Source organism: Aquiflexum sp. TKW24L (assembly GCF_023502205.1).
In the GTDB taxonomy this organism is placed as follows: Bacteria; Bacteroidota; Bacteroidia; order Cytophagales; family Cyclobacteriaceae; genus Cognataquiflexum.
Genome location: NZ_JAMFLG010000006.1, coordinates 1 through 17635 on the forward strand (window position 1 = coordinate 1; position 17635 = coordinate 17635).

General features: G+C 39.6%; 14 protein-coding genes and 2 pseudogenes. 5 read left to right on the forward strand and 11 right to left on the reverse strand.

What is annotated here, in order from left to right; genetic code table 11:
- Window positions 1-521: hypothetical protein (locus tag M3O96_RS05500; protein WP_249719301.1), on the forward strand; the 521-nt coding region annotated here is incomplete at its 5' end.
- Window positions 522-671: 150 nt separating this feature from the next.
- Here the strand turns inward: M3O96_RS05500 and M3O96_RS05505 are convergent.
- Complete coding sequence (locus M3O96_RS05505) at window positions 672-2888, reverse strand: DUF5916 domain-containing protein (protein WP_249719302.1); 2217 nt, start codon at window positions 2886-2888, stop codon at window positions 672-674.
- 276 nt (window positions 2889-3164) lie between these two features.
- On the opposite strand from M3O96_RS05505, the gene M3O96_RS05510 reads away from it, so the two are divergent.
- Window positions 3165-4517 (forward strand): deoxyguanosinetriphosphate triphosphohydrolase, encoded by a 1353-nt coding sequence (locus tag M3O96_RS05510; protein ID WP_249719303.1) that lies wholly within the window; start codon window positions 3165-3167, stop codon window positions 4515-4517.
- Window positions 4518-4539: 22 nt separating this feature from the next.
- Here the strand turns inward: M3O96_RS05510 and M3O96_RS05515 are convergent, their stop codons facing one another.
- Window positions 4540-4992, reverse strand: coding sequence for a DUF1569 domain-containing protein (locus M3O96_RS05515; protein WP_249719304.1), 453 nt, complete (start codon window positions 4990-4992; stop codon window positions 4540-4542).
- A 249-nt stretch (window positions 4993-5241) separates the two neighbouring features.
- On the opposite strand from M3O96_RS05515, the gene ileS reads away from it, so the two are divergent.
- The 3 genes from ileS to M3O96_RS05530 all read left to right on the forward strand — a co-directional run bounded on the left by ileS (window position 5242) and on the right by M3O96_RS05530 (window position 10060).
- Window positions 5242-8628 carry an isoleucine--tRNA ligase gene (ileS, locus tag M3O96_RS05520; protein WP_249719305.1) on the forward strand — a complete coding sequence of 1129 codons (3387 nt, stop codon included), beginning with the start codon at window positions 5242-5244 and terminating at the stop codon, window positions 8626-8628.
- Window positions 8629-8702: 74 nt separating this feature from the next.
- Window positions 8703-9350 carry a lipoprotein signal peptidase gene (locus M3O96_RS05525; RefSeq protein WP_249719306.1) on the forward strand — a complete coding sequence of 216 codons (648 nt, stop codon included), beginning with the start codon at window positions 8703-8705 and terminating at the stop codon, window positions 9348-9350.
- A gap of 107 nt (window positions 9351-9457) precedes the next feature.
- Window positions 9458-10060 (forward strand): hypothetical protein, encoded by a 603-nt coding sequence (locus M3O96_RS05530; RefSeq protein WP_249719307.1) that lies wholly within the window; start codon window positions 9458-9460, stop codon window positions 10058-10060.
- Here M3O96_RS05530 and M3O96_RS05535 read toward each other — a convergent pair.
- From M3O96_RS05535 to M3O96_RS05575, 9 genes and pseudogenes are all read right to left on the reverse strand, one after another.
- A complete protein-coding gene (locus M3O96_RS05535; protein WP_249719308.1) occupies window positions 10057-10875 on the reverse strand; it encodes an ion transporter in 819 nt (272 codons plus the stop codon). The two genes, M3O96_RS05530 and M3O96_RS05535, sit on opposite strands and share 4 nt — an antisense overlap.
- A gap of 92 nt (window positions 10876-10967) precedes the next feature.
- Window positions 10968-11534 (reverse strand): annotated as a pseudogene (locus tag M3O96_RS05540) (DUF4221 family protein); the annotation flags it as partial.
- A 300-nt stretch (window positions 11535-11834) separates the two neighbouring features.
- Window positions 11835-12062 (reverse strand): hypothetical protein, encoded by a 228-nt coding sequence (locus M3O96_RS05545; RefSeq protein WP_249719309.1) that lies wholly within the window; start codon window positions 12060-12062, stop codon window positions 11835-11837.
- Window positions 12063-12559: 497 nt separating this feature from the next.
- Window positions 12560-13399: pseudogene (locus M3O96_RS05550) on the reverse strand (DUF4934 domain-containing protein); the annotation flags it as partial.
- A gap of 15 nt (window positions 13400-13414) precedes the next feature.
- Entirely contained in the window at window positions 13415-13687 is a 273-nt protein-coding gene (locus tag M3O96_RS05555) for a hypothetical protein (protein WP_249719310.1), read from the reverse strand.
- A 74-nt stretch (window positions 13688-13761) separates the two neighbouring features.
- Window positions 13762-13977, reverse strand: coding sequence for a hypothetical protein (locus M3O96_RS05560; protein ID WP_249719311.1), 216 nt, complete (start codon window positions 13975-13977; stop codon window positions 13762-13764).
- Window positions 13978-14223: 246 nt separating this feature from the next.
- Entirely contained in the window at window positions 14224-14481 is a 258-nt protein-coding gene (locus M3O96_RS05565) for an HTH domain-containing protein (protein ID WP_249719312.1), read from the reverse strand.
- Window positions 14482-14594: 113 nt separating this feature from the next.
- Window positions 14595-16238: a DUF6734 family protein gene (locus M3O96_RS05570; RefSeq protein WP_349630833.1), complete on the reverse strand. Its 1644-nt coding sequence runs from the start codon at window positions 16236-16238 to the stop codon at window positions 14595-14597.
- Between the two features lie 92 nt (window positions 16239-16330).
- Window positions 16331-17635 carry an HlyD family secretion protein gene (locus M3O96_RS05575; RefSeq protein WP_249719314.1) on the reverse strand — a complete coding sequence of 435 codons (1305 nt, stop codon included), beginning with the start codon at window positions 17633-17635 and terminating at the stop codon, window positions 16331-16333.

Sequence of the window (17635 nt, forward strand, 5' to 3'; positions counted from 1 at the left end):
CTTTAATAAAAATGAAAGAAAGCTTGCAAACCTTCAGAAATGCCAATGTGTCTAGATTGGATATCGCCGTGGAGGTGGTGAGTTTATTGGTACTCATCCTTCTCTGGGGAGAGACTTATTTTTTCCAACATCAAAGTTTTGAATTAGCCCCTGAGGGATATGATTTCTTTTCAAATCCAAATGAATATTGGGCTAGCAAAATGACCTATTCTCTTCCTTTTGTCGCCACGATTTTATATGTGGGGTTGACTCTTTACAATCGGAGGGTGCAACAAGGGAATTTTGCAGTGGAAATCACTAAAGAAAAAGCGCCTGTCTTGAGCCAGATAAATAAAAGGTTATGGAGATGGCTTAAACTAAATATCCTGATCATGTTTGTCGTAGTGGAATACTTTTCTTTCCATACAGGATCAAATGCAGGTTCAGGAATTTCGGGCTGGTTTATATTTATGTTTCCCCTTTTACTTTTTATTCCTGTGATAATCTTCTTTATTGAATTTTCTAAAAATCAGCTAGAATAATTCAGTTTAGAATTATGAATTATTCACTAAGTCAGCAGACCAATCTTTCTTAATGTGGATTTTTGACCCAATATTCATTATATCTTTTTGTTTCTAGTAAGATAGATCGTAAACAATTAACCAAATAATCCTTAACCAAATAATCCTTTCCTAAATATTAAACCAATAATTCAGCTTCATCACCAAAGCCCGCTGTTTGGATACAAAAGTCGAAGGGAAGTAATTGTCAGTATATACAATAAAAAGATCCGAAACAGGTGCATACCGCCATTGGATTCGTGTATTAATGTTGATATTGTCAATCTGATTGTTGTATTGAAGGAAGGTTGTCCAAAACAGTGTTTTGGTAAATGTCAGATCTATCCTTGGCCCGATAAGGAATAAATCGGCATCATTTTGAGGCTCAGGAAGCCTAATATTGTTATAGCTCAGGTTCATCGAAATATTGGCAATATAGCCCATTCTCCAGCTCATCGTACCCTGCAAGGTTTTGATATTTCCCGTGAAATATTCCCCAATCTCTCCCCTCAACGAGACGTTAAACTTATTTCGTGGATTGCTGATATACCTAAACCCCCATAAGAAATTGTTGTAATCCGTTCCGGCCAAGAGCGGTTCCCCTCCGGTCCTGGTAGGATCAAAATCCGAAAACAGGTAAGTATACCGGTTGCCGGCAGTGACAGTCAAAGTGGACAGGGATTGGAATTGGATTCTATAAAATAGGGCATGCTGCCCATCTGTAATGCCGAGACTTTCATTCCATAATGTCTCTGTTTCAAAACCGGGACCATGCCTGTTGATCAGCTTTGATTTTGGGAAAAACTGGTAGGCAAAAGTCGCAAAACCCCTTTTGTAATCATTTCTAGGTGTGAAACCCACTGCAGGATTGTAATTTTCCCCAACCTGCGAAATAGCCACCGATGCGGCAATTGCTGGAGTGGCAAAGTTCAAGGCTGCATGGGCGGTGGCAGTATTGTCTAAATCTTCTTTTTCGAAAGTTTTGTGGTAAAAGAACTTACCCGTCCACTTGTTGTCCTTGGAGGCAAGGTTATAATCCACGCCGATCAATCTATTCGATAGGCTGTCATTGAACAATGGGATGTCCAATTGCTCATTCAAAGTCTCCCTGTTGACAAAGATGACCCCAATGTTTGACCTAGTAAAAACCCGTCTCTGAACTGCTGCTACTGAGAAGTTTTTGCCAACAATTCCCCTTTCTTCGTCATTGGCTGTTTGCATGTTCAAGGCTCCGATCCGCCAATTGTCATCCAATTTTCCACTGAGTCTCCCTCCAAACAGGATCTGGTTCTGCACATTTTGGCCGGTATTTTCATCCCTGTCCACACCTATCCTTCTGGAGAAAAACGGGCGGAGGTTGGTTGCACCAAAATCCGCAAACAAGTCGGCGTTTTCAAGGAAAAACTGCCTTCTCTCAGGGAAAAAGATCTCAAATCGGTCCAGGTTGGTCACCTGCTCGTCCACTTCTACCTGCGAAAAATCCGGATTGACCGTGAGGTCTAGGTTCAATGCCGGACCCACCCCGATCTTGGCATCGCCTCCAAAAGTCGGTGTCAAAGGATTGGAAGTCCCTTCTAAAAAATTCCTATCCGTTGCCATTGCCGCATAAGGGATCAGCGACAGGTTGGTGCCTTCCTTTTTGAGAGGCTCAGAAAAGATCAGTTTCCTATTAAATGCTAAATTGATGACATTGAAGTTTCTGGGAATCGGTGACCAAGTACTCCTTTCATTGTATTTGCTGTCGATTCGGTAAAAATTAACATTCCAATTGCTGGCGCCGTCATTATACCTCAGGGTAGAAAAAGGAATGGCTGCCTCGATGATCCAATGGTCTTCGTAAATCTTTGCCTCAGAATACCATTTGTTGTCCCAAGCGAGGTTGAGGTCGCTGGACTGCATGCCTCCATTGGCTATCAGGGATTCCCGCTGTACGCCAAATGGGTTAATGCCAAATTGAAAACCACTGCTGTAATCGTTGAAGGTGTCAAAGACAAAGCTGACACCATCGTTTTGCTCGCCTCGATAATCCCTTCTGAGTGAGGTGCTTACATATTCTTTGGGCGTACGGGGCCCCTGATTGTACATGATAGCAGCGATATATAAGAATTTGTCATCAAAGGCTATTTTCACTTTTGTCTTCACTTTTGCAAGAGAAGTGTCAGAAGGAAAGAACTGAGTGAAATCGGTAGCCCATCCTTCCTGCAGCCAGATTGGTTCATCCAACACCCCGTCAAGCTTGATCTCCATTTTGATTTTATCGGCAATGAGAGGGGGCAAGTCTTTTTTTGGTGACTGCCCAAAGCCAATTCCAATATTCACAAATAAGAGAAAGATTAATAAACGCTTCATTTTTCAGGCAATTCGTTCGAAAGTAGGGCAATTACTGAAGCTTGATTTGCTGAATTATATCAATGGCAAAAAATGATTTTAAGTCTGCGATCTGACATTTATGAATAGCTAAAATCGTAAAATCGCTATGACTGAAAATATATATAATTTCATGAAATCTCAAATCATGATGAATTTCAAGCGATACCAATTGCTATCAATGTTGAAGGTTGGAAACTTGGTTATTTTTTCGATCAATATTAGCCTTATAAACATATAGCTTTAGTATTTTTGGCAATGATGAATTGGGAAAAATTATTGAGTTCGGATAGGTTTGATTCTTCCAAAAAAGATATTGGTGCCTCTGAATCTTTTAGAAGTGAGTTTGAAATCGACTATGACAGGATTATTTTCTCAGCACCCTTTCGAAATCTTCAGGATAAAACTCAGGTTTTCCCCCTTCCTGAAAATGATTTTGTCCATACCAGACTTACCCATAGCCTTGAAGTATCGAGCGTAGGAAGGTCTTTGGGAAAGTCAGCAGGGGAATATTTGATCAAAAAATATCCTCAACTCGCAGAAAAAGGAATCCATTCCTCAGATTTTGGTGCCATCGTGGCAGCTGCGGCTTTGGCACATGATATCGGAAATCCACCTTTTGGACATGCTGGGGAGGAGGCAATCTCAGATTTTTTCAAGCACCATCCTTATGGCTACATCTGGCATTCCCATGTCAAACCATATGAATGGGATGATCTGACAAATTTTGAGGGAAATGCGCAGGGATTTAGGATGTTGGTTTCCAAGGACAATGGATTGAAACTATCGTATGCAACTCTCGCGGCATTTACCAAGTATCCAAGACCATCACACATTTTTAAAAGAGACCACAACCGCAGAAGTCAGAAGAAATTCGGCTTCTTTTCTGACCAACAAAAAGACTACGCCCAACTTGCCTCAGAATTGGGATTGATAAAAATAAATGCGGAATGTTGGCTGAGACATCCTTTGGCTTTTTTGGTAGAAGCCGCCGATGATATCTGTTACAGTATCATCGACCTTGAAGACGGCTGCACCATGGGTTTGGTGAGTATCGACCAAACCATCGCATTGCTTGCTGAGATCTTGGGGGACAAATTCAAACCTGAAAAATTAGAGAAATACAAAACCGACGCCCAAAAATTGGCCATACTTCGGGCCATGACAATCGGAAGTCTGATCACCGAAGCGGTTGAAGCTTTTTGTGCCAATGAAGAGGCGATGCTCACGGGAGATTTTGACAAGGCATTGACTGACATCATTCCCTCAGCAAGTGCGCTCGAAAAAATATCTAAACTTTCTGTGAAAAAAATCTACAGGTCCAAACCTGTTCTGGAAAAAGAAGCCGCGGGATTTCAGGTTTTGGAGGGATTGCTGGAAGTGTTTTCAAAAGCACTCAACCATAAATTCTATCAGACTGAGCTTTACTCAGGTAAAGACAAAAGTATCTTGAGATTGTTGCCTGAGGATTTTCCTTTAGACGGTTGGGAAATAAAAGTCAATCCCTATCCACTGCTTCGGGCATTGGTTGATTTTATCTCAGGAATGACAGACCGATATGCCCTGTCACTGTATAGACGGGTCAAAGGTATTGCCCTGCCGGGAACGTGATTTTGACAGACCAAACTGATTTTTAAACTCCAAATTGCCTGAGGTGGTGGTCCACATGTCTCCACACAAATATTCCCCATTGCTGATGTGTCAGAGGTCCAAAAACAGGATGAGACGCTTCCAATGTGTAATCTATTTGGGGGTATTTACTCAGGATATGCACAAATTTTGACTTTTCTTCCTCATAAGAAGCGTCGGGAGCATTTCCTGCTGTTTGAAATCTCTTTGGACCTTTGGCCAATTTTGGAAATTCACTTCTGATATTGAAAAATATAAACTTGAACATCAGCTGTCTGAATGTCGCACTTTTGTCAGATTTGGGAGCTTTGAGAATTCCCTGATGGGCCAAATTACAGTGGACAAGCATCTCGGTAGCGGTCATCAGACCCCAATTGGCTTTCGTAACAGGATTCAAATTATGGGCTCTCTCGATCAACTGTTGCGTATCGGTTTGGGTTAAAACACTTTTTTTCACAAAAATCAGGGATGTTACAATTCTAAATTTAAGCTTTTCTCATTTTGAAAAATTAATTCAAACCAAAAATTATCTGTCAAAAACCTGAATTCTGCGGGAAGCTATCCCTATTCGCCCAAAATCTCTTAACTTTGTGCCTGCTTTTGAAAGGGTTAGTTATTTGGCTCTTTTGATATAGACATATCCACCCAAGGATCAATTCAGAAATTAGGAGATTTGGCTGGGAAAAAATAAACCTCAAGGAATACCGTGAAAAAATACCAAGAGTTCAAACAAGTTGATTATCCCAAAATAGGAGTTGATATCCTCCAATTCTGGAAAGAGAATGACATTTTTAAAAAATCTGTGGACAACAGAGATGGTTTCGAAACCTTCACTTTTTTTGAAGGACCGCCTTCCGCAAACGGCACGCCGGGTATTCACCATGTGTTGGGGCGCACGATGAAAGATATTTTCTGCCGGTACAAAACGCTCAAAGGATTCCAGGTCAAAAGAAAAGGCGGTTGGGATACACACGGACTTCCTGTTGAATTGCAGGTTGAAAAAGAACTTGGCATCACCAAAGAGGATATCGGAAAGAAAATCTCTGTCGAAGAATACAACCAAAAATGCCGCGAGACGGTCATGCGTTTCAAACATGAATGGGATGACCTCACAGAGAAAATCGGCTATTGGGTGGATTTGGATGATCCTTACATCACTTTCGAGCCTAAATACATCGAAAGTCTTTGGAGCCTTTTGAGGAAGCTTTATGACAAAGGCTTACTATATAAAGGATATACGATTCAGCCTTTTTCTCCTGCGGCAGGTACAGGTCTGAGTTCGCACGAACTCAATCAGCCCGGCACCTACAAGGACGTCAAAGACACTTCCATCACGGCACAGTTCAAAGTCAAAGGACAGGACAATACCTACATCCTTGCCTGGACGACCACGCCTTGGACCTTGCCTTCCAACTCGGCTTTGGCCATCGGCGAAAAACTCGATTACGTCAAAGTCAGGACTTTCAATCCCTACACCTTTGAACCGGCAAATGTCATTTTGGCAAAAGCCAGAATGGGCGCTTACCTCAATCCAAAGGCGCAGGAAATCGCCATGGCGGATTTCAAAGCCGGAGACAAACTGATCCCTTATGAGATCATAGAAGAATATAAAGGCAAAGATTTGTTGGGTTGGGAATATGAGCAACTTTTCCCGATTGCAGGTTTGGCTTTGCCGCATCCGGCATTTACGGTAGTGGCGGGCGATTATGTGACGACAGAGGACGGTACCGGAATTGTGCACTTGGCAAAAGCCTTCGGTGCGGACGATTTTAGGACTTTGGTACAACAAAATATACCCGGTGTATTTGTCAAAGACGACTTAGGAAATGACATTCCTGTCGTAGACAGACAAGGAAAATTCTTGGCTGTCGTTGGTGAATACCTCGCTGCAAAAATGAAAGAACATGGCATCAGCGCCCACAAGGAATTGGGAGCGAATGATTTCTATGTCAAAAATTACCTCGAAGATGATGAGAGCAACAAGGAGTACAAAAGCACCGACGTGATCATCTCCATTATTTTGAAGAATGAAAACAAGGCTTTCAAAGTAGAAAAATACGAACACACTTATCCGCATTGCTGGAGGACGGACAAGCCAATCCTTTATTATCCTTTGGAAAGTTGGTTTATCAAGACCACAGCGTACAAGGACCGATTGGTCGAGCTGAACAAAACCATCAACTGGAAACCGGAAGCTACGGGAACAGGCCGATTCGGAAACTGGCTAGAAAATTTGGTGGATTGGAATTTGAGCCGCTCCAGATTTTGGGGTACGCCGCTTCCGATCTGGAGAACAGAGGACGGAATAGAAGAAATGTGTATCGGTTCGATCGCCGAACTGAATGAAGAAATGGCTAAGTCTATTTCCAAAGGATATATGAAAGCTTCTCCTTTTGAGGGAAAAGAAATTGACCTCCACCGTCCTTATGTGGATGAGGTGGTATTAGTTTCTCCCAAAGGCGAAAAAATGTTCCGTGAACCGGATTTGATCGATGTTTGGTTTGATTCCGGTGCGATGCCTTATGCACAATGGCATTATCCATTCGAAAATGAGGAAATCTTCAAAGCCAATTATCCTGCAGATTACATTGCCGAAGGCGTGGATCAGACTAGGGGTTGGTTCTTTACTTTGCATGCCATTTCCGGGATGCTCTTCGATTCTGTTGCATTCAAAAACGTCATTGCCAACGGTTTGGTCTTGGACAAAAACGGCAACAAAATGTCCAAGCGATTGGGCAATGCTGTGGATCCATTCAAAACCCTGAATGAATATGGCCCGGATGCGCTCAGGTGGTACATGCTGAGCAACGCCAATCCATGGGACAACCTCAAATTCAACCTTGATGGCGTGGCCGAAGTACAAAGAAGGTTCTTTGGTACCCTCCAAAACACCTATAATTTCTTTGCGCTGTATGCCAACTTGGATCATTTTGTCTATGATCCGGCCAAAAAAGTACCTGTAATCGAAAGAGCGGAATTGGACCAATGGATCATCTCCAAGCTTCAGTCCCTGATCTCCGAAACAGAGGCCGCCATGGACAATTACGATGCGACCAAGGCAACCCGTGCGATCATGAACTTCACCGTCGACCAACTTTCCAACTGGTACGTAAGGTTGGCAAGGAAAAGATTCTGGAGAGGAGAAATCAACAAAGACAAACAGGCGGCTTATGAGACTTTACATGAATGTCTTTCCACGCTGACTCAGTTGATGTCTTCTTTTGCGCCGTTCTATGCAGATTGGTTGTACCAAAACCTCATTGAAAGCAGCAGAGAAGCCGGACAGGTTTTGCCTGAATCCGTCCACTTGGGTGATTGGAATTCTGCTGATCCAAAACTGATCAAAGAAGACCTAGAAGCAAGCATGCAGTTGGCGCAGGATATTTCTTCTTTGGTCCATTCATTGAGGAAAAAGGAAAAACTCAAAGTCAGACAGCCTTTGCAAAAAGTCTTAATCCCTGTTTTGAATGAGAAAACAAAAGCGCAGATCCAACATGTGGATGACTTGATCAAATCAGAAGTCAACATCAAGCACATCGAATACATCGACGATACCTCGGGAATCTTGGTAAAATCCGTTAAGCCGAATTTTGCGCTTCTTGGAAAACGTTTTGGACCGAAACTGAAGCAAGTGTCTGCCGCGATCAATGCTTGGGGAAAAGAAGAAATTTCATCCATTGAAAAAAATGGTTTATTTGATATGACCTTGGATGGGGAAACGGTGAATTTGACCTTAGAAGATGTATTGATTTCTTCACAGGATATCCCAGGCTGGTCTGTTGCATCTGATTATGGTGTGACGGTTGCCTTGGATGTGACTTTGACTGAGGAGTTGAAACAGGAAGGAATCGCAAGAGACTTGGTCAACAGGATCCAAAATCTGCGCAAGGACATGGGACTCGAAGTTCAGGACAAAATCACCATCAAAGTCGCCAAGCACGATGACATGGTCAATAGCGCTTTGGAAAACTTTGCTTCTTATATCCAAACCGAAACGCAGGCGCTCTCGTTGGAAGTCAACGGTTCAGTAAGTGACGGAACCCTGCTTGATATGGACGATTTTGAATTGACGGTTAAAGTACAGAAAGTATAAAATTAAATAAACACGCCACAGATAGGGGAGATTCTACAAAAATTCCTTAAATCTGTGGCTTTATAATGCTATCGATGAAGTATTTAAAATATTTTGGAATTGCCTTATTGGTGATTATTATAGATCAGGCAGTTAAAATGCTCGTCCATTACGAGATGGATTTTGGAACTCCGGGTCAGATTAAGGTGATTGGTGAATGGTTTAAGCTGCACTACACCACCAATCCTGGAATGGCATTTGGAATGGAATTGGGATCTGAATATGGTAAGTTGATGTTGACTTCATTCAGGTTGATCGCCATGTTCGGTATCGGGTATTACCTTTACTACATCATCCAAAAGAATTTACATACCGCTTACATCGTATGCATTTCCATGATTTTGGGGGGAGCAATCGGTAATTTGATTGACAGCGTGTTTTATGGAGTATGGCTAAACAATGCACCTTACAACGCTCCAACACCTTGGCTTCACGGTCAGGTGATTGACATGTTTTACATTGATATCTGGGAAGGATTTATCCCAGAATGGGTACCTGTCTGGGGCGGGAGCTATACCGCTCTTTGGCCGATTTTCAATATCGCGGATGCATCGATATTTGTGGGAGTTACCATCATTCTGATATTCCAAGGGAAATTTTTCAAAGAAGAACTTTCTCCTAAAAAAGAAGAGGAAGTAGATGAAATCCAAAAGCAATTTATAGAAGGCGAGGAAAACGCCTGATTCTAAATCCCTTCTGATAAATTCTGAAGGGATTTTTTTTGACCATGAAAGAAAATGTAATAAATTGACGTAGACTTACGTTTTTTGCTTGTATTCAGACATCAGCTATGAGACGGTTATCAATTCTAATTCTGGTCTTTATCAATTTTTCCTGCATCAGGGATAATAATCCAGTGATAACCGAAGAAGTTATTGAAAAACCGGGAGAGGAAAGGAAGCGTGGGGTTTGTGACTTTGACCTTTCTGATAAAGAAGGGGAGTTCTCTTTTTTGAGAACTTGGGAGTTGGCCGGATTTCAAAACTTGAAGGATGGAAAATTGGATCATCTTATCTGCCTTGCGAGAGTTGCCGACTTTGCACTAAATGGAGAGGATTGGGATAACTTATATAAAGTCACTCTGACATTCACTGAAATCCCTTCTAAGTTTGAAAGTTGTCAATCAGATTTTACTTTTGAAGCCATCAGTTTTGGGAAGAAATTCACGGGATGTTACATTGAAAACGAGGGAAACATTTCTTTTCATGTTCCTGATAATGGGATTGAACTTTTACCCAATCCGGCAAGAAATACTTTGCCCATAGTACAATTTGATTATGATTTTTTAGAATACCTCAAAGAAGCAAAAGTATATCAGATCGAAAAGAACAAGCTTTACATTTACGGGAAAGCCGGTGATTATAGGATGACTTTTGTGGCTTTGGAAGATTAATTCCCCTTCAATAATTCCCCGCACACTTTACAATAATTCGCATCCAATTCATTCCAGTTATTGCAGTCCTGACATTTTTTCTTTTTCCCGTCTGCTTGGTCTCTTTTGGCTTGGGTCAGTTCAGAACTTACAATCCCCGTCGGTACAGCGATAATCGCATAACCCAACAACATGATCACTGCTGAGATGAATTTACCCAATGCTGTAACAGGAGTAATGTCTCCATAACCGACTGTGGTCAATGTCACAATCGCCCAATACATGGACATCGGAATACTCGTAAATCCACTTGTGGGTCCCTCCACAATAAACATCACAGTTCCTGCGATCAATACTATCGTCAAAACAGAACCAACAAAAAGTTGGATTTTTGTCCTGCTGCTTCTAAGTGCACTTTTTAGGGTTTCTGCTTCTTTGACATAGCGGCCAAGTTTCAGGATCCGGACAACCCGCAACAACCTCAACCCGCGGATGACGACCAAAAATTGGGTATTCAACAGAAACAAACTGAGGTAACTCGGGATAATGGCCAAAAGGTCTACGACTCCATAAAAACTGGTGACGTATCCCCACTTTCTACTGCTTAGCCAAAGCCTAAGGGCATATTCCATCGTGAAAAGAATTGTAAAAATCCATTCCAAAATATACAACTCATTGTGGTATTGTCTGTTGATCGATGGCTCCGAATCCAAGATGACTACTGTCACACTTGCTAAAATCAAGATCAAAACAGTCAGGTCAAAATTACGGGATGCTCTATCGTTGTGTTCAAAAACGATATGTGCCAAGCGGGCTTTGGAAGGAAAAATTGACATGGGGATTGGTTTATCCGAATTTAGTCTGATGGTGGTAGAAATCCAAAAAATAATTACCCTCCAAGGGTTCAAAACCCTTGGAGGGTTGCTGGTTAGTTGATTCCCAGCCTCAGAAAAGCAAGCTCATCATCGACATTTTCATAGATCCAGATTTTGCCGTCTTTGACGAAATGCTTTGCGGGGCTGCTTTGTAGTTCTTTGACAAAGGTTTCTCCCAAGACTTTGAAGTCCTGATCCAAAATCGTCAGGTAGACTTTACTTTTGGCTTTTTCTTCTTCATCCTGAAGATTCTCTTTAGGCAAGGCTTCAAATGAGAACCTATAGTATCGTTGGTTTTTGCTGTCCCAAACTGGAGATCTAAAATTGATTTCCTGACTGATTTCATTCATTGCATTGTTAAAATCCTTTTCGGATTCCACCTCCGTAATGTATTTTCCTGTTTTGCCGCTTTTGGTAAGCTTGTTTTCATAATTCACCTGATACAAGGAATCCTTTGCCATATCATAGACAATGATGGTATTGAAGGCCGAATTGGAAATTATCAGTTTGCCTTCGACCTCGGTGATGAATTGGTCTTGGGCGGAAATCATAGTCATTTGATTTGATTGGAGCGTAACAGAGTAGTCCGCTAATTTTTCAAAACCCGGAAGTTCATGTTTTTTTAAGGTTTTATTTTAGGTTTTTTTTCATGAAATAACATATTTAAGTTAATTTTCTATAAGGTATATTCGTCCTTGAAATTTTAATAGCCTCCTATCCTCCTTCTGTCTGTCAATACCAAAAATGATCCCAAAATCAAGACCAGCTGTACCTAGGTTTTATTGAAAATTGGAAAAAAAACCAATCTTATGTTCTATAATCTTTCGAAAAAGAAAATAACAAATGAGAAAGGAATTTAAGATGGCCATACCTAAAATAGACATAAATATGGCCAAAAAAATTAATAATCACTCCATGTTTTATTGTAAAACACAACCACCACTTCCTCCACACCTATTTAAAGTAAAACTTATCGCAGCATTCATACTGGGAAAATACCCTGCATTAGGATTGAATGTGTCGTTACCACTAATACATTTACAATAATAAACGCTCCACCCATACCCACCTGTAATCTTCTTCATCTGACTTCTTTGAAGCACTTCATCTGAAGTGAGCCTCAGCATTTCTAAACTTAACTTTTTCATGTTTTTTAAATTTATAAGTTATTTATAACTCCAGACATTTAGGTCAGCTAGAGCTTCCGACCATTCATCGCGATAGAATATTTTGAAAACCATGAAATTGAATCAATCAATAAGAGATCATGAAGTGTCTTTCTTCAGATTGATATGTAATGTCGATACCTTTTCTGGACTTGATTTATCAGTATGGAGTAATTCAACTAAGGTACTTCGGCAGAGTCCAGAAATACAGCACTCTAAGTTCTTTTTTTAAAAATCATTTGGAGTGTCATCACTCTTGGACAAAAATCCAAAAAAGAGCTTCATTCGCTTCTTTAAAAAAAAATATTTTTCTTTTCCTTATTGAATCAGAAATGTCCCTATTCTCGGAAGGATAATCAGCTTGGCAATTTACCCAGCGGTCAGTATAGTCGTGTTGATTGGAAAAAGGGGAATGCTTTAAACTTATAAATAAAAAGAATGGAAAGTTCAAAAATTAACACAATTAGTTCTAGGTAACCTCATTTAAGCTTCACAATCCCGATTATAGGATTACTCTCTTCTGTTTTAGAGTTTTCATATTTTACCTCTTTGACAAAGTAGAATATGTCTTTTGACAAATCAAGAGGCCTTAACAAAACCTTTTCTCCATCACTGTCTCTAATTCCGCCTTTTAAATTATATCCTACTTTTTTTTTCCTGTCGAACAAAAACAACATTATTTGATTTTCATTTTCATATTCGCAAAACAAATATGATTTTGAGTTTACAATGTTGTATACATTAGTAATTTTGAATCCCTCACTATTCAAAGATTGAGGTTTTTCAAATTTTAATTTTATATGGGGTATCAATTCCTTACCATTAATTTTATACAATGTATCCCGTATCAAATTTTCAGGAGTTAGGACAGGCTTATATAAAAAATTATCTTTTTCTACTACAGATATGTAATGTTTAAAAGGATAACCGGAAATGATTCTTTCCGGGAGAACTACGTTTCTGATTTGAAGACTATCAACAATTTTTAAATCACTATCCAATTCAAAAAGATTAGTCTGGTTCGCGAAACCATTAAATACCTTTGTCCCTAATGTCTCAGAAATTATGATTGGCCTATTATTTAAGATACTGATATATTGTAGAAGTATAGGAAATTTTTTTTCTTTAATAAATTGTAGATTAGAATTATAAACTTGAAGTTTCCTTTCTGATGCAACATAAATCAAACCGGATGAATGGTCAATAGCCACAGAATAAATAATACCATATTCCCCAGGTCCATCACCACTTTTTCCAAGAATATTTAAAAAATTTCCCTTTATGTTAAAAACGGAAATCTTATAGGAGTCATGAATAAATAGTTGGTCTTCTAGTTATTGAACATCTAAAACATAACCTAAAAGCCCATTTTTTATGGTTTCCAAAGGAATAAATTCTATCGATTCTGCTATTTCCGGTAAAAACAATTCAGAACTTACGTTGTTAGAAACATGTATGGTTTCCAATTTAGGATTAGATTCTTTTTTGCCTCGGTCACAACTTAAAATAACAATAATTAATATAAGAATAAGAAAAATTCGTTTCTGAAAAAGATGATTTATGGTCATAGGAAAAGAGAGATTTAATCTAATAATATTTAAAAACATTAAGGAACTGATTGATCAGATTGATTTCTAAAAATTAAATGGGGCATAGAAAATAATGCCCCATTTTTTTCATCTTACGGTTGAGGAGCAGGACGACAAGTTGATCCAGCTCCACCCGAACAATGAGTTGCTGCTGTTGGATCACCATCAGTCCAAACAGTGAACCAAGGCCCATCGTTTCCGCATCTACAATGCCATGTAGAGGTTCCTCCAACGATATGTTTCATCTGATTTCTTTGAAGCACTTCATCAGAAGTGAGCCTCAGCATTTCTAAACTTAACTTTTTCATGTTTTTAAAATTTATAAGTTTTTTGAAACTCCTGACATTAAGGTCACCAAGAGAATGTGACCATTCATCGCGACAGAATATTTTGATAACCATGAAATTGAATCAATCAATTAGGGATCATGGTGTGGTTCTCTTTAGATTTTAATGTAATCTCGATACCGTCTCTTGACAAGATTTATCAGAATGGATTAATTCAACTAAGGTACTTTGGCAGAGTCCAGAAATACAGCACTCTAAGTTCTTTTTTTAAAAATCTTTTGGGGTGTCATCACTCTTGGGCAAAAAACCAAAAAAGAGCTTCATTCTCTTCTTGTAAAAATAGGTTTGCCTCTTTTTATCATATTCAATCTCCGTTCCCAATTCCTTAAGAACATTCAACTCCTGCATCATCAAACTCCGGCTTATCCCAAGTTTATCCGCAAATTCCTTAGCTGTTCCAGTGGCTTTCATACTAATCATCTGATCCATCTGTTCCAACCGCTCGATATATTTGTGTATAGCCATATCAAGTAAATAATCTTTAAAAATAACCTAAGAAACCATAAATTGAATTAATCCTCATATGAATACTCGTCATAGAAAAAGGCTGATTTCCATCAGATTTTCTCCTGCCTATTTCAAGTATTCTTTTCAGGCAACCTTAAAATCAATACACCGCTATATCCCATAAACCTGATCGCTTCTTCCAGATAAACCAGGATTTGCTGTTCCCCAGTATTTTCAAAAAATGAATTCATTTCTTTAAAGACCTGAAAAATAGGAAGGAAATCATCTTTGGAAAGAAGCGACAAAAGATAAGCTTCAATAGGTCCTAGCAGGTATTCGATTATTTCTCCATGATGCTTATCAAACAGTAATAAGGTTTGGTAGTAATGTGGTGGAATCAGGAGATTATTTTCAAAACTATTCCCTTTGACACGGGTAAACAATACATGGTTTTGTGCCCAATCCCATTCTGATTCTATGGTATTGCAGAATGGAGATAGCCTTAATTCCGCACTTTCTAGGAAATTGTTTTCTTGGAATACCAGATTTGCCCCGTCAATGCACTTAGCTTCATTTTCCCAAATAATCTCATCTGAGGGCAATGATTGGATTAACCTCATTTTCTCTTTTTCAAACCCAAATACATCATCAAGACAGGCAACAAAGTTGGAATCAATCAATTCCTTAACCAAAAATTCTTTATACTGAAAAATTGTGAACCCACTAATATCCACAGAGATTGCTGCCTTTTCACATGTAGACATTATGATTTGCTCAGTTCTGTAAAACCTTTCACCCTCAGATTTTGCCAAATATTTCTCTTTTAAACTTGCACCTTCTGTATGAGGTTTCTCTGAAAGACCGGAATTGTCGCTTTCAACGAAATCGCTCCCTTGGGATTCAAAGAGTCTGAGGATTCTATAATAATATTCAGGATACTCGATCCTCAGTCTATTTGCCAGTTGGTCACAAACCCATCCGTTTTTCTTATAGTCCCCCAAAGCATGCATAAATGAAATGTCATTGGGCAAATAGTGAAAATTGGCAAAGGCTTCGAAAAAAGAAGGATCGTAAACAGTATCTAGCAGGTAATTTACCTCCACATTCCTATCACTGCTTAGGCAATGAAAGATATACTGCTCTACCACTGCATTGAAATTGACCATTTGGGAAGGGGTCAATTGGTTGATTTTTTCCTTGTTTTCTTTAACAAAGTCAAGAACAAACTTGTAATAAGCTGAAAAAAAACGGTAATCATTTCCTCCCAAAATTCCGGCATTACTTGCCTGAATGGGTATTAGGCTTTCAATCTGTCTTTTTATGGGAATCGGGACAAAGTCAAAGGAGTTATTAACCAAATTGACAAGTTCTTTGTAGTAGTCAAAATCCTGTTCAATATTTTGGGCAATTAAACCACCTGATAAAACATGTTTAGGAAAAGGTTTAAAAATAAAAACATCACCGTCAACATTTAGAAACGGTTCATCATGGAGGGTATAAGAATATATTTTTTTCATTACCCACAGTTGTGGGCTGCAATCAAAATCCAAGTCATCCAATTCTACCCTGACATTCTTATAGGGCAATTTGAGCTTATCTACCAAAAGTTCTTTTCCCTTCGAATCCGTTATCAATTCTACTTCGGTATAAAATTTAGTCAACTGAAGGCTACTAAGTGCCCAGCTCATGAGATGATATTTTGCACTGCACCAACCAAATGGTGATTCCAAAGGATTCTTCCCACTGTCAATCCAGAAAGTCTGTACAAATTTCATCTGATTAAATTTTATTTTATAATGGACAGATGGAACCTCGCACAATTGCCATTACTATTTTTCGTAATGTTATTGTAGCGCTCGGTTTCATATCAATACACGATCAATGACCTAAACTTGAAAAAAAGCCTTTCGGCAACACTCAATTCCTCTGTGATGATTTCTGCATTTCCCAAGAGCTCCTGGTCAAATGGGATTTCTCTTTTGTAGGAAGTCATCGTACCCTTTGGCAGGTTTGCATAAACCAAATAATTGAATTCATCATCAGGGGAAATAGAGATGTTTGTAATTTTTCCCGTCAAAGCCCCGAATTGCTGAAATGGATAATTGTCCAGCTTTATCAAGACGCGCTGCCCCACTTGTACCTTACCCGCATTTTGGGCAGGTATTTTCATCGAAGCCAAAAATTCGGTTTTGTTTTCCGGAAGAACAGTAAAGACGAGTTCATCCGAATTGACCTGTTGGTTGGTTCCCCAGATTCTCTGAAAGCTAACAATGCCATCTATGGAGGATGTCATAAGATAGGCATATTCCCAGTCTCTCACGGCGCGTTTAAGGCTATGGTAGGATTGTACCATATTTTTAAGTGTACGTGTTTCCTCTTCCTGCTTTTCGATTGCGGTGGTTCGCCGGGTTTGGTTGGCCATACTGAGTGCTTCCTGCATTTGGGATATCGCAATGACCATGTTATTGACCTGCTCTTGCATCTGTAGGTATTCTATCTCCTTGGATTCAAAGTCTTTGTCAGCAATAATCCCATCTTTGTGTAGTCCTCTGTTACGCTCATAGTCAATCTCTACAAGCCTAAGCCTTCGTTCCAATAATTCCTTTTGAGAGATCTGACTTTTGATCCTGTTATTGATTTCTATTAAGGATATCTGATTGCCTTCCAACTGACCTTTGTGTGGTTGCAGCTCCTTCAGCAACCAATATTCCATATATGCCCTTTCAAATTCCAGATAGGCAATTTCAACTTCCCCAAAAACAAGGTCTGAAAGAGAATCTATCGGAAAAAAATAATCATTGTCTTTCCCAAAAGGAGTGGATTCTATAGTTCTCTTAAGAATCAACAAATCATCCAATTTTGCGGTGCTTTTCAATCCGGCCAATGGCTGACCGGCTTGGATTTGTTGCCTATTCCCTACAAATAACTTTTCAATTTGGCCAGATACCCTTGCTTCTACCCGCTCAATGGGTTCCATTGTAGTCACCAATACCTTTGCCTGTACATAATCCGGATACTTGATCAAAAATGACAAAAAAAGAACCAGACAAATAAGGATAAATACAATGGTAATTCCCCAGCGGACCAGCCAGGTAGGAGGTGTAGCAATGATCTCTTGGACTTCCTCTGACCTTAGATGCAGGTTATCGGTGGGGTTGGATATTTCCGGCAT

Coding starts and splice junctions, on each gene's coding strand:
- M3O96_RS05505 (WP_249719302.1), bottom strand. CDS start 2,888: ATGAAGCGTTTATTAATCTTTCTCTTATTTGTGAATATTGGAATTGGC.
- M3O96_RS05510 (WP_249719303.1), top strand. CDS start 3,165: ATGATGAATTGGGAAAAATTATTGAGTTCGGATAGGTTTGATTCTTCC.
- M3O96_RS05525 (WP_249719306.1), top strand. CDS start 8,703: ATGAAGTATTTAAAATATTTTGGAATTGCCTTATTGGTGATTATTATA.
- M3O96_RS05530 (WP_249719307.1), top strand. CDS start 9,458: ATGAGACGGTTATCAATTCTAATTCTGGTCTTTATCAATTTTTCCTGC.
- M3O96_RS05535 (WP_249719308.1), bottom strand. CDS start 10,875: ATGTCAATTTTTCCTTCCAAAGCCCGCTTGGCACATATCGTTTTTGAA.
- M3O96_RS05545 (WP_249719309.1), bottom strand. CDS start 12,062: ATGAAAAAGTTAAGTTTAGAAATGCTGAGGCTCACTTCAGATGAAGTG.
- M3O96_RS05555 (WP_249719310.1), bottom strand. CDS start 13,687: ATGTTTTTAAATATTATTAGATTAAATCTCTCTTTTCCTATGACCATA.
- M3O96_RS05560 (WP_249719311.1), bottom strand. CDS start 13,977: ATGAAAAAGTTAAGTTTAGAAATGCTGAGGCTCACTTCTGATGAAGTG.
- M3O96_RS05565 (WP_249719312.1), bottom strand. CDS start 14,481: ATGGCTATACACAAATATATCGAGCGGTTGGAACAGATGGATCAGATG.
- M3O96_RS05570 (WP_349630833.1), bottom strand. CDS start 16,238: ATGAAATTTGTACAGACTTTCTGGATTGACAGTGGGAAGAATCCTTTG.
- M3O96_RS05575 (WP_249719314.1), bottom strand. CDS start 17,635: ATGCCGGAAATATCCAACCCCACCGATAACCTGCATCTAAGGTCAGAG.